17 protein-coding genes are annotated in these 17603 nt (G+C 70.2%); 16 read left to right on the forward strand and 1 reads right to left on the reverse strand.

All coding sequences use genetic code 11. The features are described 5' to 3' along the window. Nucleotides 1-77 precede the first annotated feature (77 nt). Nucleotides 78-896, reverse strand: a complete 819-nt coding sequence (locus ACFVJQ_RS06840) for a peptidylprolyl isomerase (protein WP_385781491.1) — start codon at nucleotides 894-896, stop codon at nucleotides 78-80. Between the two features lie 181 nt (nucleotides 897-1077). Between ACFVJQ_RS06840 and ACFVJQ_RS06845 the strand changes: the two genes are divergently transcribed. The 16 genes from ACFVJQ_RS06845 (at nucleotide 1078) to ACFVJQ_RS06920 (ending at nucleotide 17423) form a co-directional block, all read left to right on the forward strand. Continuing rightward, nucleotides 1078-1785 carry an MBL fold metallo-hydrolase gene (locus ACFVJQ_RS06845; RefSeq protein WP_385781493.1) on the forward strand — a complete coding sequence of 236 codons (708 nt, stop codon included), beginning with the start codon at nucleotides 1078-1080 and terminating at the stop codon, nucleotides 1783-1785. A 13-nt stretch (nucleotides 1786-1798) separates the two neighbouring features. After that, nucleotides 1799-3061: a histidine--tRNA ligase gene (hisS, locus tag ACFVJQ_RS06850; protein ID WP_385511400.1), complete on the forward strand. Its 1263-nt coding sequence runs from the start codon at nucleotides 1799-1801 to the stop codon at nucleotides 3059-3061. Between the two features lie 174 nt (nucleotides 3062-3235). Next, nucleotides 3236-3892: a vitamin K epoxide reductase family protein gene (locus tag ACFVJQ_RS06855; RefSeq protein WP_385511398.1), complete on the forward strand. Its 657-nt coding sequence runs from the start codon at nucleotides 3236-3238 to the stop codon at nucleotides 3890-3892. A 46-nt stretch (nucleotides 3893-3938) separates the two neighbouring features. Further along, nucleotides 3939-5294 (forward strand): replication-associated recombination protein A, encoded by a 1356-nt coding sequence (locus tag ACFVJQ_RS06860; RefSeq protein WP_224737465.1) that lies wholly within the window; start codon nucleotides 3939-3941, stop codon nucleotides 5292-5294. Between the two features lie 343 nt (nucleotides 5295-5637). Next, complete coding sequence (gene rpsD, locus ACFVJQ_RS06865; RefSeq protein WP_385511397.1) at nucleotides 5638-6252, forward strand: 30S ribosomal protein S4; 615 nt, start codon at nucleotides 5638-5640, stop codon at nucleotides 6250-6252. A gap of 191 nt (nucleotides 6253-6443) precedes the next feature. Continuing rightward, nucleotides 6444-6878 carry a DUF948 domain-containing protein gene (locus ACFVJQ_RS06870; RefSeq protein ID WP_165396151.1) on the forward strand — a complete coding sequence of 145 codons (435 nt, stop codon included), beginning with the start codon at nucleotides 6444-6446 and terminating at the stop codon, nucleotides 6876-6878. Nucleotides 6879-6887: 9 nt separating this feature from the next. Further along, nucleotides 6888-7238 (forward strand): hypothetical protein, encoded by a 351-nt coding sequence (locus tag ACFVJQ_RS06875; RefSeq protein ID WP_129796829.1) that lies wholly within the window; start codon nucleotides 6888-6890, stop codon nucleotides 7236-7238. Further along, nucleotides 7238-9910 (forward strand): alanine--tRNA ligase, encoded by a 2673-nt coding sequence (alaS, locus tag ACFVJQ_RS06880; protein ID WP_385511395.1) that lies wholly within the window; start codon nucleotides 7238-7240, stop codon nucleotides 9908-9910. Before ACFVJQ_RS06875 ends, alaS begins: the two co-directional genes overlap by 1 nt. Continuing rightward, a complete protein-coding gene (gene ruvX, locus ACFVJQ_RS06885) occupies nucleotides 9910-10374 on the forward strand; it encodes a Holliday junction resolvase RuvX (RefSeq protein ID WP_129796827.1) in 465 nt (154 codons plus the stop codon). Before alaS ends, ruvX begins: the two co-directional genes overlap by 1 nt. A 121-nt stretch (nucleotides 10375-10495) precedes the next feature. Continuing rightward, nucleotides 10496-12214: an endolytic transglycosylase MltG gene (mltG, locus tag ACFVJQ_RS06890; RefSeq protein ID WP_385781499.1), complete on the forward strand. Its 1719-nt coding sequence runs from the start codon at nucleotides 10496-10498 to the stop codon at nucleotides 12212-12214. After that, entirely contained in the window at nucleotides 12214-13038 is an 825-nt protein-coding gene (locus ACFVJQ_RS06895; protein WP_385511392.1) for a shikimate dehydrogenase, read from the forward strand. Before mltG ends, ACFVJQ_RS06895 begins: the two co-directional genes overlap by 1 nt. A gap of 47 nt (nucleotides 13039-13085) precedes the next feature. Next, entirely contained in the window at nucleotides 13086-13415 is a 330-nt protein-coding gene (locus ACFVJQ_RS06900) for a hypothetical protein (RefSeq protein WP_385511391.1), read from the forward strand. Nucleotides 13416-13588: 173 nt separating this feature from the next. After that, nucleotides 13589-14773 carry a chorismate synthase gene (gene aroC, locus ACFVJQ_RS06905; protein ID WP_385511389.1) on the forward strand — a complete coding sequence of 395 codons (1185 nt, stop codon included), beginning with the start codon at nucleotides 13589-13591 and terminating at the stop codon, nucleotides 14771-14773. Next, nucleotides 14770-15285: a shikimate kinase gene (locus ACFVJQ_RS06910; RefSeq protein ID WP_385511387.1), complete on the forward strand. Its 516-nt coding sequence runs from the start codon at nucleotides 14770-14772 to the stop codon at nucleotides 15283-15285. Before aroC ends, ACFVJQ_RS06910 begins: the two co-directional genes overlap by 4 nt. After that, nucleotides 15282-16376, forward strand: a complete 1095-nt coding sequence (gene aroB, locus ACFVJQ_RS06915; RefSeq protein WP_385781503.1) for a 3-dehydroquinate synthase — start codon at nucleotides 15282-15284, stop codon at nucleotides 16374-16376. The genes ACFVJQ_RS06910 and aroB overlap by 4 nt, the downstream gene beginning before the upstream one ends. A 162-nt stretch (nucleotides 16377-16538) precedes the next feature. After that, nucleotides 16539-17423, forward strand: coding sequence for a Pro-rich N-terminal domain-containing protein (locus ACFVJQ_RS06920; RefSeq protein WP_385781506.1), 885 nt, complete (start codon nucleotides 16539-16541; stop codon nucleotides 17421-17423). Nucleotides 17424-17603: the final 180 nt, after the last annotated feature.

The following is a 17603-nucleotide window of genomic DNA, read 5'->3' on the forward strand; positions in this document are numbered from 1 at the left end:
GTTTCGTCACGGCCAACATAGGCGACCGGCGGGTTGCCTGTCCGCATCCCGCGCGACCGAAATTCCGCAGTTGGCGGTCAGGATTTCGTGACGGTTGCCTTGTTGATCACGACCGTTGCGTTCGGGGCCCCGTCGCCGGCGCCCGTGCTCTCACCTGCGGCGGCGATCTTCTTCAGCACGGTCATGCCCGACTTGGAAACGGTACCGAACGGTGTGTAGCTGGGGGGCAGCTGACTGTCCTGGTACACGAGGAAGAACTGGCTGCCGCCGGAGTCCGCCTGCCCCGTGTTCGCCATCGCCACCGTGCCCGCCGGGTACATGTTGCCCTTGAGGCTCTTGTCCTTCAGATTCTCGTCCGGAATCGTGTAGCCGGGACCGCCGCTGCCGCTGCCCGTCGGGTCGCCGCACTGGAGCACGTAGATGCCGTTGGTGGTCAGGCGGTGGCACTTCGTGTGGTCGAAGTAGCCCTTGCCGGCCAGGAAGTTGAACGAGTTGACGGTGTGCGGGGCCGCCGACGTCTTCAGGTCGATGTCTATGTCACCGCACGTCGTCGCCAGCTTCATCGTGTACGCGGCCGACTTGTCGATGGTCATCGCCGGCTCCTTCTTCCAGGTCTCCGACTTGACCTTGCCCGCGGCGGGCTTCTCGCACGGGTCCGGCAGCGGGCTGGCGGGCGAGGAGCTCTCGGTGACCTCAGCCCCCGCGTTGGTCTTCTCGTCCTCCTTGAGGACGCCGGTCGTGTACAGCGCGAGGCTGCCGATCAGGACCACGCCGAGCGCCGACGCGATCACGGCGTTGCGTATACGCGCCTTGCGCCGGGCGTCGGTGCGCCGCTGCTGCTGCCGCAAGAACTTCTCCCGGGCGAGCTGACGCCGCCGCTGTTCCTGGCTGACCACCGGGTTTACTCCTCATGAGTCTCGAACGTCGACCGGTTACGCGCGCGTGCTGTGAGCCGACCGCCTGCGTGTGCCCCGTACCGTATATGGGTTCGCTGAGGATTCGGCAGCGCCGGTAGGCTCTGACGTCAGGCGCAGCCGCCGCCAAGTCCGCCCGTACCGACCCAAACGAAGGACGATCGTGCTCATTGCCGGGTTCCCCGCCGGGGCCTGGGGGACGAACTGTTATCTCGTCGCCCCCGCCGCCGGTGAGGAGTGCGTGATCATCGACCCCGGCCACCAGGCCGCCGCAGGTGTCGAGGAAGCGATCAGGAAGCATCGGCTCAAGCCCGTCGCCGTCGTCCTCACCCACGGCCACATCGACCACGTGGCCTCGGTCGTCCCGGTCTGCGGAGCGCACGACGTACCGGCCTGGATCCACCCCGAGGACCGGTACATGCTGAGTGACCCCGAGAAGGCCATCGGCCGATCCATCGGGATGCCGCTGATGGGCGAGCTGACCGTGGGGGAGCCCGACGACGTCAAGGAACTCGCCGACGGCGTCCGGCTCGAGCTGGCGGGACTGGAGCTCTCCGTCGCGCACGCGCCGGGCCATACCAAGGGGTCGGTGACCTTCCGGATGCCCGAGACCGCCGACATCCCGTCGGTCTTCTTCTCCGGGGATCTGCTCTTCGCCGGCTCCATCGGACGCACCGACATGCCCGGCGGTGACATGGCCGAGATGCTCGACTCGCTGGCCCGCGTGTGCCTGCCGCTCGACGACTCGACCGTGGTGCTGTCCGGCCACGGCCCCCAGACGACCATCGGCCAGGAACGCGCCACCAACCCGTATCTGCGGCAGGTGGCCGCCGGCCAGGGAGCCGCCGAGGCTCCCCGACGAGGAATGTGACGAGAGACCTTCCGTGAGCACCTTCAAGGCCCCCAAGGGCACGTACGACCTGATCCCGCCGGACTCCGCCAAGTACCTGGCCGTCCGTGAGGCCATCGCCGCCCCGCTGCGCAACTCCGGCTACGGCTACATCGAGACACCCGGCTTCGAGAGCGTCGAGCTGTTCGCACGCGGCGTGGGCGAGTCCACCGACATCGTGACCAAGGAGATGTACGCCTTCGAGACCAAGGGCGGCGACAAGCTCGCCCTGCGCCCCGAGGGCACGGCCTCGGTCCTGCGCGCGGCCCTGGAGGCCAACCTGCACAAGGCGGGCAACCTCCCGGTCAAGCTCTGGTACTCGGGCTCCTACTACCGCTACGAGCGCCCCCAGAAGGGCCGTTACAGGCACTTCTCGCAGGTCGGCGCCGAGGCGATCGGCGCCGAGGACCCCGCCCTGGACGCCGAGTTGATCATCCTGGCCGACCAGGCGTACCGCTCGCTGGGTCTGAGCAACTTCCGGATCCTGCTCAACAGCCTGGGCGACAAGGAGTGCCGCCCGGTGTACCGGGCCGCGCTGCAGGACTTCCTGCGCGGCCTGGACATCGACGAGGACACGCGCCGCCGCGCCGAGATCAACCCGCTCCGTGTCCTGGACGACAAGCGCGAGTCGGTCCAGAAGCAGCTCGGGGACGCCCCGCTGCTGCGTGACTACCTCTGCGACGCCTGCAAGGCGTACCACGAGGAGGTCCGTGAGCTGATCACGGCGGCGGGCGTGGCCTTCGAGGACGACCCGAAGCTGGTGCGGGGCCTGGACTATTACACCCGCACGACCTTCGAGTTCGTCCACGACGGTCTCGGCTCCCAGTCCGCGGTGGGCGGCGGCGGCCGCTACGACGGCCTGTCGGAGATGATCGGCGGCCCCGCCCTGCCGTCCGTCGGCTGGGCGCTCGGCGTCGACCGCACGGTGCTCGCCCTGGAGGCCGAGGGCGTCGAGCTCGAACTCCCCGCGGCGACCAGCGTGTTCGCGGTGCCGCTCGGCGAGGAGGCCCGCCGGGTGCTGTTCGCCAAGGTCACCGAGCTGCGCAAGGTCGGCATCGCCGCCGACTTCTCCTACGGCGCCAAGGGCCTCAAGGGCGCCATGAAGAACGCCAACCGCAGCGGCGCCCGCTACACGATCGTCGCCGGTGAACGCGACCTCGCCGAGGGCGTCGTCCAGCTCAAGGACATGGAGTCCGGCGAGCAGACGGCGGTCGGCGTCAACGAGATCGTGGCGGAACTGGAGGCACGGCTCGGCTGATTGCCGTTCCTGAGGGCGTCGGCCGTCTTTCCAGGCATCCGGCGCCCTCGCGCATGTCCGGAACCGAACGGCAGGCCGGCGTCCTTATGCGCAGCAAACGGTGGACACATGGGCGCGTGCGGCACAATGGCCCATGCTGGAAGCAGATCCCCCTCGAGTGACGGAATCGGCGTGATGAGCAAGACGACAGTCAGGGATGTCTCCACCGAGCCCGAACCGGAGAGTGCAGTCGCCGAGCCGCGGACGGTCGGTGGCAGCCGGGCCTTCGCCCTGCTGCTGGTGATCACGGGAGCTGCGGGGCTGCTGGCCGCGTGGGTCATCACGCTCGACAAGTTCAAGATCCTCGAAGCCAAGGCCGAGGGCGAGACGTTCACGCCGAGCTGCAGCCTCAACCCCATCGTCTCCTGCGGCAGCGTCATGGAGAGCGACCAGGCCTCCGCCTTCGGCTTCCCCAACCCGATGCTCGGCCTCGTCACCTACGGCATCGTGATCTGCGTCGGCATGAGCCTGCTCGCCAGGGCTCGCTTCCCGCGCTGGTACTGGCTCACCTTCAACGCCGGCACCCTCTTCGGTGTCGCCTTCTGCACCTGGCTGATGTTCCAGTCGCTGTACCGGATCAATGCGCTGTGCCTGTGGTGCTCGCTGGCCTGGGTCGCCACGATCGTCATGTTCTGGTACGTGACGTCGTTCAACATCCGGAACAACTTCCTGCCGGCCCCCGCCGGCCTCAAGCGGTTCTTCGCCGAGTTCACCTGGGTGCTGCCGGTCACGCACGTCGGCATCATCGTCATGCTGATCCTCACCCGCTGGGGCAGCCAGCTCTGGGCCTGAGCCCGGGGCCAGGGGTGTTGTCAGTGGGGTGAACTAGGGTTTCAGCGTGGAACCCGACCTGTTCACCGCCGCCGCAGAAGAACGCCAGGAGAAGGACCCGACCGCAAGTCCCCTGGCGGTGCGGATGCGCCCGCGCACCCTCGACGAGGTCGTGGGCCAGCAGCACCTGCTGAAGCCCGGCTCGCCCCTGCGCCGACTGGTCGGCGAGGGCGCCGGGGGACCGGCGGGTCCGTCCTCGGTGATCCTGTGGGGCCCGCCCGGCACCGGCAAGACGACCCTCGCCTACGTCGTCTCCAAGGCCACCAACAAGCGCTTCGTGGAGCTGTCCGCGATCACCGCCGGCGTCAAGGAGGTCCGCGCGGTCATCGACGGCGCCCGCCGCGCCACCGGCGGCTTCGGCAAGGAGACCGTCCTCTTCCTCGACGAGATCCACCGCTTCAGCAAGGCCCAGCAGGACTCCCTCCTCCCGGCCGTCGAGAACCGCTGGGTCACGCTGATCGCCGCCACCACGGAGAACCCGTACTTCTCGGTGATCTCGCCCCTCCTCTCCCGCTCCCTGCTGCTGACCCTCGAGCCCCTCACGGACGACGACATACGCGGTCTGATCCGCCGGGCCCTCACCGACGACCGGGGCCTGGGCGGCGCCGTCACCCTTCCCGAGGACACCGAGGCACACCTGCTGCGGATAGCCGGCGGCGACGCCCGCCGCGCCCTGACCGCCCTGGAGGCCGCCGCCGGGGCCGCGCTCGACAAGGGCGAGACGGACATCGGGCTCCGGACGCTGGAGGAGACCGTCGATCGCGCCGCCGTGAAGTACGACCGCGACGGCGACCAGCACTACGACGTGGCCAGCGCCCTGATCAAGTCGATCCGCGGCTCCGACGTCGACGCGGCCCTGCACTACCTGGCCCGCATGATCGAGGCCGGCGAGGACCCCCGCTTCATCGCGCGCCGCCTGATGATCTCCGCCAGCGAGGACATCGGCCTCGCCGATCCGCACGCCCTGCCCATCGCGGTCGCCGCCGCCCAGGCCGTCGCCATGATCGGCTTCCCCGAGGCCGCCCTCACGCTCAGCCACGCCACCATCGCCCTCGCCCTGGCCCCCAAGTCGAACGCCGCGACGACCGCGATCGGTGCCGCCCTGGACGACGTACGCAAGGGACTGGCCGGCCCCGTCCCGCCGCACCTGCGCGACGGGCACTACAAGGGCGCCGCCAAACTGGGCCACGCCCAGGGGTACGTGTATCCGCACGACCTGCCCGAGGGCATCGCCGGCCAGCAGTACGCCCCGGACGCCCTCAAGGACCGGGAGTACTACACACCGACCCGGCACGGCGCCGAGGCACGCTACGCGGACGCTGTGGAGTGGACCAGGAAACACCTCGGTCGCAGGCGGCCCTGAGCAGCCTGTAGACTTGCTCGAAGCGCTGCGTCCCGTGCCCAGCACCTCGAAAGGGGAGCCGGCACCACCAGAACGGGACATCCAGCCGGAGAACCCGGCCCCCGGGCAGGGATCTCCAGGAGCGTCGCGCACCGGCGAACGGTGTCGCGGGCAGCCCACCACCACCCGAAGTTCCGGGAGCGGTCGGTGGGCCACTCGCGTGCTGCACGTATGTGCCCAGACCAGGGGAGCGGCTGCCCGGCAGGTCCGTAAGCGGACCCGGCGGGTTTCCCCGGCTGCGGATGCGACCTCCCCTAACCCTGGTGAAGCCGTATTCGCATAAGAAACACGAGGTGTTTGGTTCATGGCGAACCAGTCCCGCCCCAAGGTCAAGAAGTCGCGTGCCCTCGGTATCGCGCTGACCCCGAAGGCCGTCAAGTACTTCGAGGCCCGTCCCTACCCGCCGGGTGAGCACGGCCGTGGCCGCAAGCAGAACTCGGACTACAAGGTCCGTCTGCTCGAGAAGCAGCGTCTGCGCGCGCAGTACGACGTGTCCGAGCGCCAGCTCGTCCGCGCCTACGAGCGTGCCTCCAAGGTTCAGGGCAAGACCGGTGAGGCCCTGATCATCGAGCTCGAGCGTCGTCTCGACGCGCTGGTCCTTCGTTCGGGCATCGCCCGCACGATCTACCAGGCCCGTCAGATGGTCGTTCACGGCCACATCGAGGTCAACGGCCAGAAGGTCGACAAGCCGTCGTTCCGCGTCCGTCCCGACGACGTCGTGATGGTCCGCGAGCGCAGCCGCGAGAAGACCCTCTTCTCCATCGCCCGTGAGGGTGGCTTCGCCGCCGACGGCGAGACCCCGCGCTACCTCCAGGTGAACCTCAAGGCCCTGGCGTTCCGCCTGGACCGCGAGCCGAACCGCAAGGAGATCCCGGTGATCTGCGACGAGCAGCTCGTCGTCGAGTACTACGCCCGCTGATCCCAGCCGGCAGGCAGTACCTCAGCCCGTCGTCTCCCCGCCCTTCCGGGCGGGCGAGGCGGCGGGCTTCCGCATGCGCGGCGCCCGCGCGCCGCCGGGCCGTAATCCGGTACGGAGTCCCAGCCCCGGCGCGATAGGCTCGGTGCACGACTTTTTCGATGTTCAGGCACGTTTCAGGGAGCGGGTGCGCAGTGTCCGGTGGAGAGGTGGCCGGGATCCTGGTGGCCGTCTTCTGGGCGATCCTGGTCTCCTTCCTTGCGGTGGCACTCGCGAGGCTGGCCCAGACGCTCAGGGCGACCACCAAGCTCGTGGCGGACGTGACCGACCAGGCCGTCCCGCTGCTGGCCGACGCCTCCGCGGCGGTGCGCTCCGCACAGACCCAGATCGAGCGGGTCGACGCGATCGCCTCGGACGTCCAGGAGGTCACGTCGAACGCGTCCGCGCTCTCGACGACCGTCGCCTCCACGTTCGGCGGGCCCCTGGTCAAGGTCGCCGCCTTCGGCTACGGCGTACGCCGGGCCCTCGGCGGCCGCAAGGAGGACGTGCCCGCCAGGACGTCGAGGCGTACCGTGATCGTGGGCCGGACCGTCCCGGCCGCGCGGCGGGCGAAGCGGAAGAAGGACTGAGACCTAGCGATGTTCCGCCGTACGTTCTGGTTCACCACGGGTGTCGCCGCCGGCGTGTGGGCCACCACCAAGGTCAACCGCAAGCTGAAGCAGCTGACCCCCGAGAGCCTCGCCGCCACGGCCGCGAACAAGGCGATCGACGCGGGCCACCGGCTCAAGGACCGCGCGGTGGGCTTCGCCCTCGACGTCCGCGACAACATGGCCCAGCGGGAGGCCGAGCTGGGGGAGGCGCTCGGCATCCACGAGGACCCCGAACTCCCCACGCCGCGGCGGTATGCCGCCATCGAGAACCGCAACAAGCCGAAGACGTACGTCATCGACAGCACGACGTACTCGTACAACCGGAATGAGGACCACTGATGGAGTCGGCTGAGATCCGCCGCCGCTGGCTGAGCTTCTTCGAGGAGCGCGGGCACACCGTCGTCCCTTCGGCGTCGCTCATCGCGGACGACCCGACTCTGCTCCTCGTCCCGGCCGGCATGGTGCCCTTCAAGCCCTACTTCCTGGGCGAGGTCAAGCCCCCCTACGCCCGCGCCACGAGCGTGCAGAAGTGCGTGCGCACGCCCGACATCGAAGAAGTCGGCAAGACCACCCGGCACGGCACGTTCTTCCAGATGTGCGGCAACTTCTCCTTCGGCGACTACTTCAAGGAAGGCGCCATCAAGTACGCCTGGGAGCTGCTCACCACGCCCCAGGACAAGGGCGGTTACGGCCTCGATCCCGAGCGTCTGTGGATCACCGTCTACCTCGAGGACGACGAGGCCGAGCGCATCTGGCGCGATGTCGTCGGCGTGCCCGCCGAGCGCATCCAGCGCCTCGGCAAGAAGGACAACTACTGGTCCATGGGCGTCCCCGGCCCCTGCGGCCCGTGCTCCGAGATCAACTACGACCGCGGCCCCGAGTTCGGCGTCGAGGGCGGCCCCGCCGTCAACGACGAGCGGTACGTGGAGATCTGGAACCTCGTCTTCATGCAGTACGAGCGTGGCGAGGGCACCGGCAAGGAGGACTTCGAGATCCTCGGCGAGCTGCCGAGCAAGAACATCGACACGGGCCTCGGCATGGAGCGGCTCGCCATGATTCTGCAGGGCGTGCAGAACATGTACGAGATCGACACCTCCATGGCCGTCATCAACAAGGCCACCGAGCTGACCGGCGTGCGCTACGGCGACGCCCACGACTCGGACGTCTCCCTGCGCGTGGTCACCGACCACATGCGCACGTCCGTGATGCTCATCGGCGACGGTGTCACCCCCGGCAACGAGGGCCGCGGCTACGTCCTGCGCCGCATCATGCGCCGCGCCATCCGCAACATGCGCCTGCTCGGTGCCACCGGCCCGGTCGTCAAGGACCTGATCGACGTCGTCATCGGCATGATGGGCCAGCAGTACCCCGAGCTCATCACCGACCGCGAGCGCATCGAGAAGGTCGCCCTCGCCGAGGAGAACGCCTTCCTCAAGACGCTGAAGGCCGGCACCAACATCCTCGACACCGCCGTCGCCGACACCAAGGCCGCCGGCTCCACCGTCCTGCCCGGCGACAAGGCCTTCCTGCTCCACGACACGTGGGGCTTCCCGATCGACCTCACCCTGGAGATGGCCGCCGAGCAGGGGCTGTCCGTGGACGAGGACGGCTTCCGCCGCCTGATGAAGGAGCAGCGGGAGCGCGCCAAGGCCGACGCCCAGGCCAAGAAGACCGGCCACGCCGACCTCGGCGCCTACCGCGAGATCGCCGACAGCGCCGGCGAGACGGAGTTCATCGGCTACACCGACACCGAGGGCGAGTCCACGATCGTCGGCATCCTCGTCGACGGCGTCTCCTCCCCGGCCGCCACCGAGGGCGACGAGGTCGAGATCGTCCTCGACCGCACGCCGTTCTACGCCGAGGGCGGCGGCCAGATCGGCGACACCGGCCGGATCAAGGTCGACACCGGTGCCGTCATCGAGGTCCGCGACTGCCAGAAGCCGGTCCCGGGCGTGTACGTTCACAAGGGCGTCGTCCAGGTCGGCGAGGTGACGGTCGGCGCCAAGGCCCACGCCTCGATCGACAACCGGCGCCGCAAGGCCATCGCCCGCGCCCACTCGGCCACCCACCTCACCCACCAGGCCCTGCGCGACGCCCTCGGCCCGACGGCCGCCCAGGCCGGTTCCGAGAACCAGCCCGGCCGCTTCCGCTTCGACTTCGGCTCGCCGTCCGCCGTACCGACGGCCGTGATGACCGACGTCGAGCAGAAGATCAACGAGGTGCTCGCCCGCGACCTCGACGTGCGCGCCGACATCATGGGCATCGACGAGGCCCGCAAGCAGGGCGCCATCGCCGAGTTCGGCGAGAAGTACGGCGAGCGCGTGCGCGTCGTGACGATCGGCGACTTCTCCAAGGAGCTGTGCGGCGGCACGCATGTGCACAACACCGCCCAGCTGGGCCTGGTGAAGCTGCTCGGCGAGTCGTCCATCGGCTCCGGTGTCCGCCGGATCGAGGCCCTGGTCGGCGTGGACGCCTACAACTTCCTCGCCCGCGAGCACACGGTCGTCAACCAGCTCACCGAGCTGCTCAAGGGCCGCCCGGAGGACCTGCCGGAGAAGGTCTCCGCCATGCTCGGCAAGCTGAAGGACGCCGAGAAGGAGATCGAGAAGTTCCGCGCCGAGAAGGTGCTCCAGGCCGCCGCCGGCCTCGCCGAGTCCGCCAAGGACGTGCGCGGGGTCGCCCTGGTCACCGGCCAGGTCCCGGACGGCACCACCGCCGACGACCTGCGCAAGCTGGTCCTTGACGTGCGCGGCCGCATCCAGGGCGGCCGGGCCGCCGTGGTCGCCCTGTTCACCACGGTCAACGGCAAGCCGCTGACGGTGATCGCCACCAACGAGGCCGCCCGCGAGCGCGGCCTGAAGGCCGGTGACCTGGTCCGTACGGCCGCCAAGACCCTCGGCGGTGGTGGCGGCGGCAAGCCGGACGTCGCTCAGGGCGGCGGCCAGAACCCGGCCGCCATCGGCGAGGCCGTCGACGCCGTCGAGCGGCTCGTGGCGGAAACGGCCAAGTGATGCGCAGAGGACGTCGACTCGCGATCGACGTCGGGGACGCCCGGATCGGGGTCGCCTCGTGCGACCCCGACGGGATCCTCGCCACCCCGGTGGAGACGGTCCCGGGACGGGACATCCCCGCAGCGCACCGCCGGTTGAAGCAGCTCGTCGAGGAGTACGAGCCGATCGAGGTCGTCGTCGGGCTGCCGCGCTCCCTCAAGGGGGGCGAGGGCCCGGCCGCGGCCAAGGTCCGCGGCTTCGCCCAGGAACTCGCGCAGGGCATCGCACCGGTCCCGGTCCGGCTGGTCGACGAGCGGATGACGACGGTGACGGCGAGCCAGGGACTGCGCGCCTCGGGCGTGAAGTCCAAGAAGGGCCGCTCGGTCATCGACCAGGCAGCCGCTGTCATCATCCTGCAGCAGGCGCTGGAATCCGAACGGGTGTCAGGGAAAGCCCCGGGCGAGGGCGTCGAAGTGGTCATCTGATCGCGATACGGTAACGTTCCGCGCGATGCGGTGGTGTTCGAACAGCCTCCGCACAGCAAGAGGCGGGACGGGAGCCGAGCCGGAAGCCACGCGACCGCCGCCTCGCGGCTCTAGGGGATCGATGACTGAGTATGGCCGGGGCCAAGGCTCCGAACCGTGGCATCCGGAGGACCCGTTGTACGGGGACGGCGGATGGAGAGGACAGCAGGCCCACGAGGGTCAGCAGTCCCCCTACGACGGCCAGTCGCAGCACTATCCAGAGCAGCCGCAGCAGCCGCAGTACGGCGACTGGGGCGACGGCCGGCAGGCCGCATACGATCAGGCGCAGCAACAGTACTCCGGTCAGGGGCAGCAGCAGTACTCCGGTCAGGGGCAGCAGTCGTACGACCCGCACCAGCAGCAGTCGTACGACCCGCACCAGCAGCAGTCGTACGACCCGCACCAGCAGTACGACACCGGCGGCTGGGCCACCGGCACGCACCCGCAGGTCCCGTACACCCCGGACCCGGCCGACCCGTACGCCCAGCAGGCGGCCCCCTACGGCGCACAGCAGCCGGACTTCTACGGCACCCCGGACGCGTACCCGCCGCCGGAGCCGCCCGCCCGGCGGCGCGCCGAACCGGAGCCGAGGACCGACTGGGATCCCGGCCCCGACCAGGGCGAGCACGCCTTCTTCTCGGGCGGGGACGATGACGACGGCGACGAGCCGGGGGACCGGCGTGGCCGCGGCGACCGGCGGGGCCGGGGCGGCAAGAGCAAGAAGAGCCGCAGCGGATGCGCCTGCCTGGTGGTCGTCCTGGTCTTCGGCGGCGGCCTGGCCGGTGTCTCCTACTTCGGCTACCAGTACTACCAGGATCGTTTCGGCGCCGCCCCGGACTACGCGGGGGACGGCACCGACGAGCAGGTGACCGTCGAAGTCCCCAAGGGCGCCAGCGGAGCCGAGATCGGCCGCCGGCTCAAGGACGCGGGCGTCATCAAGAGCGTGGACGCCTTCGTCGCCGCGCAGTCGCAGAACCCTGACGGGGAGTCGATCCAGGCGGGCGCCTATCTGCTGAACAAGCAGATGTCCGCGGCGAGCGCCGTCGAGATGATGCTCGACCCGAAGAGCCAGAACAATGTGATCGTCGCTCCGGGCCAGCGAAATGTGCAGGTTTACGACAGGATCGACGAGAAGCTTGGCCTGGAGTCCGGCACCACCAAGGACGTCGCCAAGAAGAAGTACAAGGGCTTCGGCCTGCCCAGCTGGGCGAACAACAACGGCGACATCAAGGACCCGCTGGAGGGCTTCCTCTACCCGGGCACGTATCCCGCGGCCAAGGGCATGAAGCCCGAGGCGGTGCTGAAGGAGATGGTCACGCGGGCCAACGAGCAGTACGGCCGGTACGACCTCGACGCGAAGGCCAAGGCGCTCGACCTGGAGAATCCGCTGCAGGTCATCACGGTCGCCAGCCTCGTCCAGGCCGAGGGCAAGACGACGGACGACTTCCGCAAGATGGCCGAGGTCGTCTACAACCGCCTCGAGTCGACCAACACAGAGACGAACCAACTGCTCCAGTTCGACTCGACCTTCAACTACCTCAAGGGTCAGAGCAAGATCGACATCTCCGCGTCGGAGATCAACAGCAACCCGGACCCGTACAACACGTACACCAACAAGGGCCTGACTCCCGGCCCGATCGGCAACCCGGGCGACGAGGCGCTGAAGGCCGCGCTGAACCCGACGGAGGACGGCTGGATGTACTTCGTCGCCACGGACGGCATGAACAAGACCGAGTTCGCCAAGACGATCGAGGAACACCAGAGGCTGGTCGACAAGTTCAACGCGTCGAGGGACGACTGATGCCCGCACCTCGAAGGGCCGCCGTGCTCGGCTCTCCGATCGCCCACTCCCTCTCCCCGGTGCTGCACCGTGCCGCGTACGCGCAACTGGGCCTGGAGGGGTGGAGGTACGACCGCTTCGAGATCGACGAGGCGGCGCTGCCGGGCTTCTTGGGCACGCTCGGTCCCGAGTGGGCCGGGCTGTCGCTGACCATGCCGCTGAAGCGGGCCGTGATCCCGTTGCTCGACGAGATCAGCGCCACCGCGGCCTCGGTCGAGGCGGTCAACACGGTCGTCTTCACCGAGGACGGCCGCCGCGTCGGCGACAACACCGACATCCCCGGAATGGTCGCCGCGCTGCGCGAGCACGGCATCGAGCAGGTCGACTCGGCGGCGATCCTCGGCGCGGGCGCCACCGCCTCCTCCGCGCTGGCCGCGCTCGCCCGGATCTGCACCGGCGAGGTCGTGGTGTACGTCCGCAGCGCCGCCCGCGCCACCGAGATGCGGCAGTGGGGTGAGCGGCTCGACGTCGAGGTACGGACGGCGGACTGGGCGGACGCGGCCGAGGCGCTGCGCGCTCCGCTGGTGATCGCGACGACGCCGACCGGTACGACGGACGTCCTGGCCGCCGCTGTGCCCGAGCGGCCCGCCACCCTCTTCGACGTGCTCTACGAGCCGTGGCCCACCGAACTCGCGGCCCGCTGGTCCATGTTCGGCGGGGCCGTCGTCAGCGGTCTCGACCTGCTGGTGCACCAGGCGGTGCTCCAGGTCGAGCAGATGACGGGGCGCGTACCGGCGCTGGAGGCCATGCGAAAAGCGGGCGAACACGCGCTCGACGCTCGATAGGATCCCCCCGGTTCCGCAGGGGGCGGGCCGGGAGGGGAAAGCGTTCGATGTCCACAGGCGTGTCGCTGGCGTCTGCCAAGAGCCAGATCTTCGAGAGCCTGCTGTGGTTCCTGCCCGACTGGGTGCAGAACACCGTGCTCGTACTGATCATTGTCGCTGTCCTGGCGACCTGGATCCTCAAGCTGAGGAACAAGATCGCCGCACGCCGCGCGCGGCGCATGGCACAGCCGGTGCCGGCGGCACAGTACGGGCAGGGGAGCGGAGCGGACTACCTGGGGCAGTACGCGCCTCAGCAGTCGGCCCCGCAGCAGCCCAGCGGCGCCGACTACCTCGGCGCCTACGCCCCGCAGCAGCGTCCGGAGAACGGCCCCTCCTGATCGTCGTCCTGCCGGGTCCCGTCCGTCTGATGGACCGGCGGCGGGGCAGGGGCCTCGGACGTGGGAGGATCGGAGGTGGCGGGCCAGGGCCGCGCACCCCGGTCGCGCCATCGCCGTACGCGAGGACGCGCGTACGCAGGGCAGTACCGGGGCGCGAGCACTGAGGAGCACCGTTGAGCAGGTTGCGCTGGCTGACCGCGGGGGAGTCCCACGGTCCCGCACTCGTCGCGACGCTGGAGGGCCTTCCCGCCGGCGTGCCGATCACCACGGAGATGGTGGCGGACCACCTGGCGCGCCGACGGCTCGGCTATGGGCGCGGTGCGCGGATGAAGTTCGAGCGGGACGAGGTCACCTTCCTCGGCGGTGTCCGGCACGGCCTCACCCTGGGCTCGCCGGTCGCGATCATGGTCGGCAACAGCGAGTGGCCGAAGTGGGAACAGGTCATGGCGGCCGACCCGGTCGACCCCGAGGCGCTGGCCGGCCTCGCCCGCAACGCGCCGCTGACCCGGCCCCGGCCCGGTCACGCCGACCTCGCGGGCATGCAGAAGTACGGCTTCGACGAGGCACGTCCGGTGCTGGAGCGGGCCTCCGCGCGGGAGACGGCGGCCCGGGTGGCGCTCGGCGCGGTGGCGCGGTCGTACCTGAAGGAGACCGCCGGCATCGAGATCGTCAGCCATGTCGTGGAGCTGGCGGCGGCCAAGGCCCCGTACGGCGTGTACCCGACCCCGGCGGACGTCGAGAAGCTCGACGCGGACCCCGTGCGCTGCCTGGACGCGGACGCGTCGAAGGCGATGGTCGCGGAGATCGACCAGGCCCACAAGGACGGCGACACGCTCGGCGGTGTCGTGGAGGTGCTGGCGTACGGCGTGCCCGTGGGCCTCGGTTCGCACGTGCACTGGGACCGCCGGCTGGACTCCCGGCTGGCCGCCGCCCTGATGGGCATTCAGGCGATCAAGGGCGTCGAGGTCGGCGACGGCTTCGAGCTGGCACGGGTGCCGGGTTCGAAGGCGCACGACGAGATCCTCACCACCGACGAGGGCATCAAGCGGGCCACCGGCCGTTCCGGCGGCACCGAGGGCGGACTGTCGACGGGTGAGCTGCTGCGGGTGCGGGCCGCGATGAAGCCGATCGCGACGGTGCCGAGGGCCCTGCGGACCGTCGACGTCGCCACCGGCGAGGAGGCCGCCGCTCACCACCAGCGCTCCGACGTGTGCGCGGTGCCGGCCGCCGGCATCGTCGCGGAGGCGATGGTGGCGCTGGTGCTGGCCGACGCGGTGGCGGAGAAGTTCGGCGGCGACAGCGTGCCCGAGACCCGCCGTAACGTGCAGTCGTACCTCGACAACCTGGCGATCCGGTGAGCGGGCCGTTGGTCGTCCTGGTCGGCCCGATGGGCGTCGGCAAGTCCACCGTGGGCCAACTGCTCGCGCAGCGGCTCGGGGTCGGCTTCCGGGACACCGACGAGGACATCGTGGCCGAACAGGGCCGCACCATCTCCGACATCTTCGTCGAGGAGGGCGAACCGGCCTTCCGCGCGATCGAGAAGCGGGCGGTGCACAAGGCGCTGGCCGAGCATGCCGGAGTGCTGGCACTCGGCGGCGGCGCCGTCCTCGACCCGGACACCCGCGGCCTGCTGGCCGCACAGCGGGTTGTCTACCTGTCGATGGACGTCGAGGAAGCGGCCCGGCGCACCGGCCTGAACGCCGCCCGGCCGCTGCTGGCGATCAACCCGCGCAAGCAGTGGCGGGAGCTGATGGAGGCCCGTCGGCACCTGTACGAGGAGGTGGCGCGCTCGGTCGTGGCCACCGATGACCGTACGCCCGAAGAGGTCACCCAAGAGGTCCTGAACGCCCTGGAGTTGAAGGAAGCATGAGCAGCGAGTCAGTGACGCGGATCCAGGTCGGCGGCACCGCGGGCAGCGAGCCGTACGAGGTCCTGGTCGGCCGTCAGCTGCTCGGTGAGCTCGGTGGGTTGGTCGGCGACAAGGCCAAGCGGGTCGCCGTCATCCACCCCGAGGCGCTCGCCGAGACCGGCGAGGCACTGCGCGCCGATCTGGCCGAGCAGGGCTACGAGGCGGTCGCCATCCAGGTGCCCAACGCCGAGGAGGCCAAGACCGCCGAGGTCGCCGCCTACTGCTGGAAGGCGCTCGGCCAGTCCGGCTTCACCCGCACGGATGTCGTCGTGGGCGTCGGCGGCGGTGCGACCACCGACCTCGCCGGTTTCGTCGCCGCGACCTGGTTGCGCGGGGTCCGCTGGATCGCGATCCCCACCACCGTCCTGGCCATGGTCGACGCGGCGGTGGGCGGCAAGACCGGCATCAACACCGCCGAGGGAAAGAACCTGGTCGGCGCCTTCCACCCGCCCGCCGGCGTGCTGTGCGACCTGGCGGCGCTGGACTCCCTCCCGGTCAACGACTACGTCTCCGGGCTCGCCGAGATCATCAAGGCCGGCTTCATCGCCGACCCGACGATCCTCGAGCTCATCGAGGCCGACCCGCAGGCCGCCCGCACCCCGGCCGGCCCGCACACCGCCGAGCTCATCGAGCGGTCCATCCGGGTCAAGGCCGAGGTCGTCTCCTCCGACCTGAAGGAGTCGGGCCTGCGGGAGATCCTCAACTACGGCCACACCCTCGGTCACGCCATCGAGAAGAACGAGCGCTACAAGTGGCGGCACGGCGCCGCGGTCGCCGTCGGCATGCACTTCGCCGCCGAACTCGGCCGTCTGGCGGGCCGGTTGGACGACGCCACCGCCGACCGGCACCGCACGATCCTCGAATCGGTCGGCCTGCCGCTGCACTACCGCTACGACCAGTGGCCCAAGCTGCTGCAGAACATGAAGGTCGACAAGAAGTCCCGCGGGGACCTGCTGCGCTTCATCGTCCTGGACGGCCTGGCCAAGCCCACCGTTCTGGAAGGCCCCGATCCGGCCATGCTCCTCGCCGCCTACGGCGAAGTGGGCCAGTAAGTCCACAGGGGCCCCATCCGCCCGATTCGCCTCTCCACACCGGGCACTTCGGGCCGTCCCCGGCCGTTCACCAAACGGCGGCCGGGGACGGTACCGTTCGGTAGCGAGCGGGTGCGCCCCGCTGCCAGCGCCAATTGCCTGTACGAGACGGAGTGGCACCGGATGCAGCACGCAGTGGGGTCTCCGCTGCCGCCGCCCCACCAGCCGGGGCACGGACCGGCCGCCGGCTGGTCGCCGGCCGCACAACACCCAGGTCCGCACCACCAGGGTTCCGCACCCGGGCCGCAGGGACCCGTCCCCGTGCCCCCGCCGCCCCCGGCCCCCGGCTTCACCGGCGCCCCCTCCGCCCCGGTCCCGCCCGCCTCGCACCCGACGGCTGCGCAAACCGTCCCGACGGCGCCCGACACCACCGGCCATGTGCCGCTACCGCCCGGCGGCCCCGTCGCCATGCCCAGCACGCCGCCCGCGACGACCGCTCCCGACCCCGGCACCACGACACTCGCGGTGCTGCTCATCGGCCCCGCCGGCGCCGGCAAGACCAGCGTGGCCAAGTTCTGGGCGGACCACCGCCGGGTCCCCACGGCCCACATCAGTCTGGACGACGTACGCGAATGGGTCCGCTCGGGCTTCGCGGACCCGCAGTCCGGATGGAACGACCACTCCGAGGCCCAGTACCGCCTCGCCCGCCGCACCTGCGGATTCGCCGCGCGCAACTTTCTGGCCAACGGCATTTCCTGCATCCTCGACGATGCTGTCTTCCCGGACCGCCCGGTCGTGGGCCTCGGCGGCTGGAAACGGCACGTGGGCCCCGGCCTGCTCCCCGTGGTCCTCCTCCCGGGCCTCGACATAGTCCTGGAACGCAACGCCGAACGCACCGGCAACCGCCGCCTCACCGACGAGGAGGTCGCCCGCATCCACGGCCGCATGGCGGGCTGGTACGGCTCGGGCCTCCCGATCATTGACAACTCCCAACTCGACATACCCGGCACGGCCCGCGTCCTGGACGAGGTCCTGGCGAGGTCGATCGCATCGCCGCCCAAGTGGTAGCTGACGCGAGCGGTGGGTGACGTAGCCCGGCGTTGGTGAAGGCGTCGGGGTTGGTCGCGCAGCCCGGCACTTGCGGGGTGCCGCCCGCGCCCACCCGTGCCGCCCCAGGCGGCACGGGTGGGCGCGGCTAGCACGCACGCCACCACACACCCGCAGCCGCCGATGCACGGGAGCGGGTCG

The organism is Streptomyces sp. NPDC127197, assembly GCF_042672405.1.
In the GTDB taxonomy this organism is placed as follows: Bacteria; Actinomycetota; Actinomycetes; order Streptomycetales; family Streptomycetaceae; genus Streptomyces; species Streptomyces flavusporus.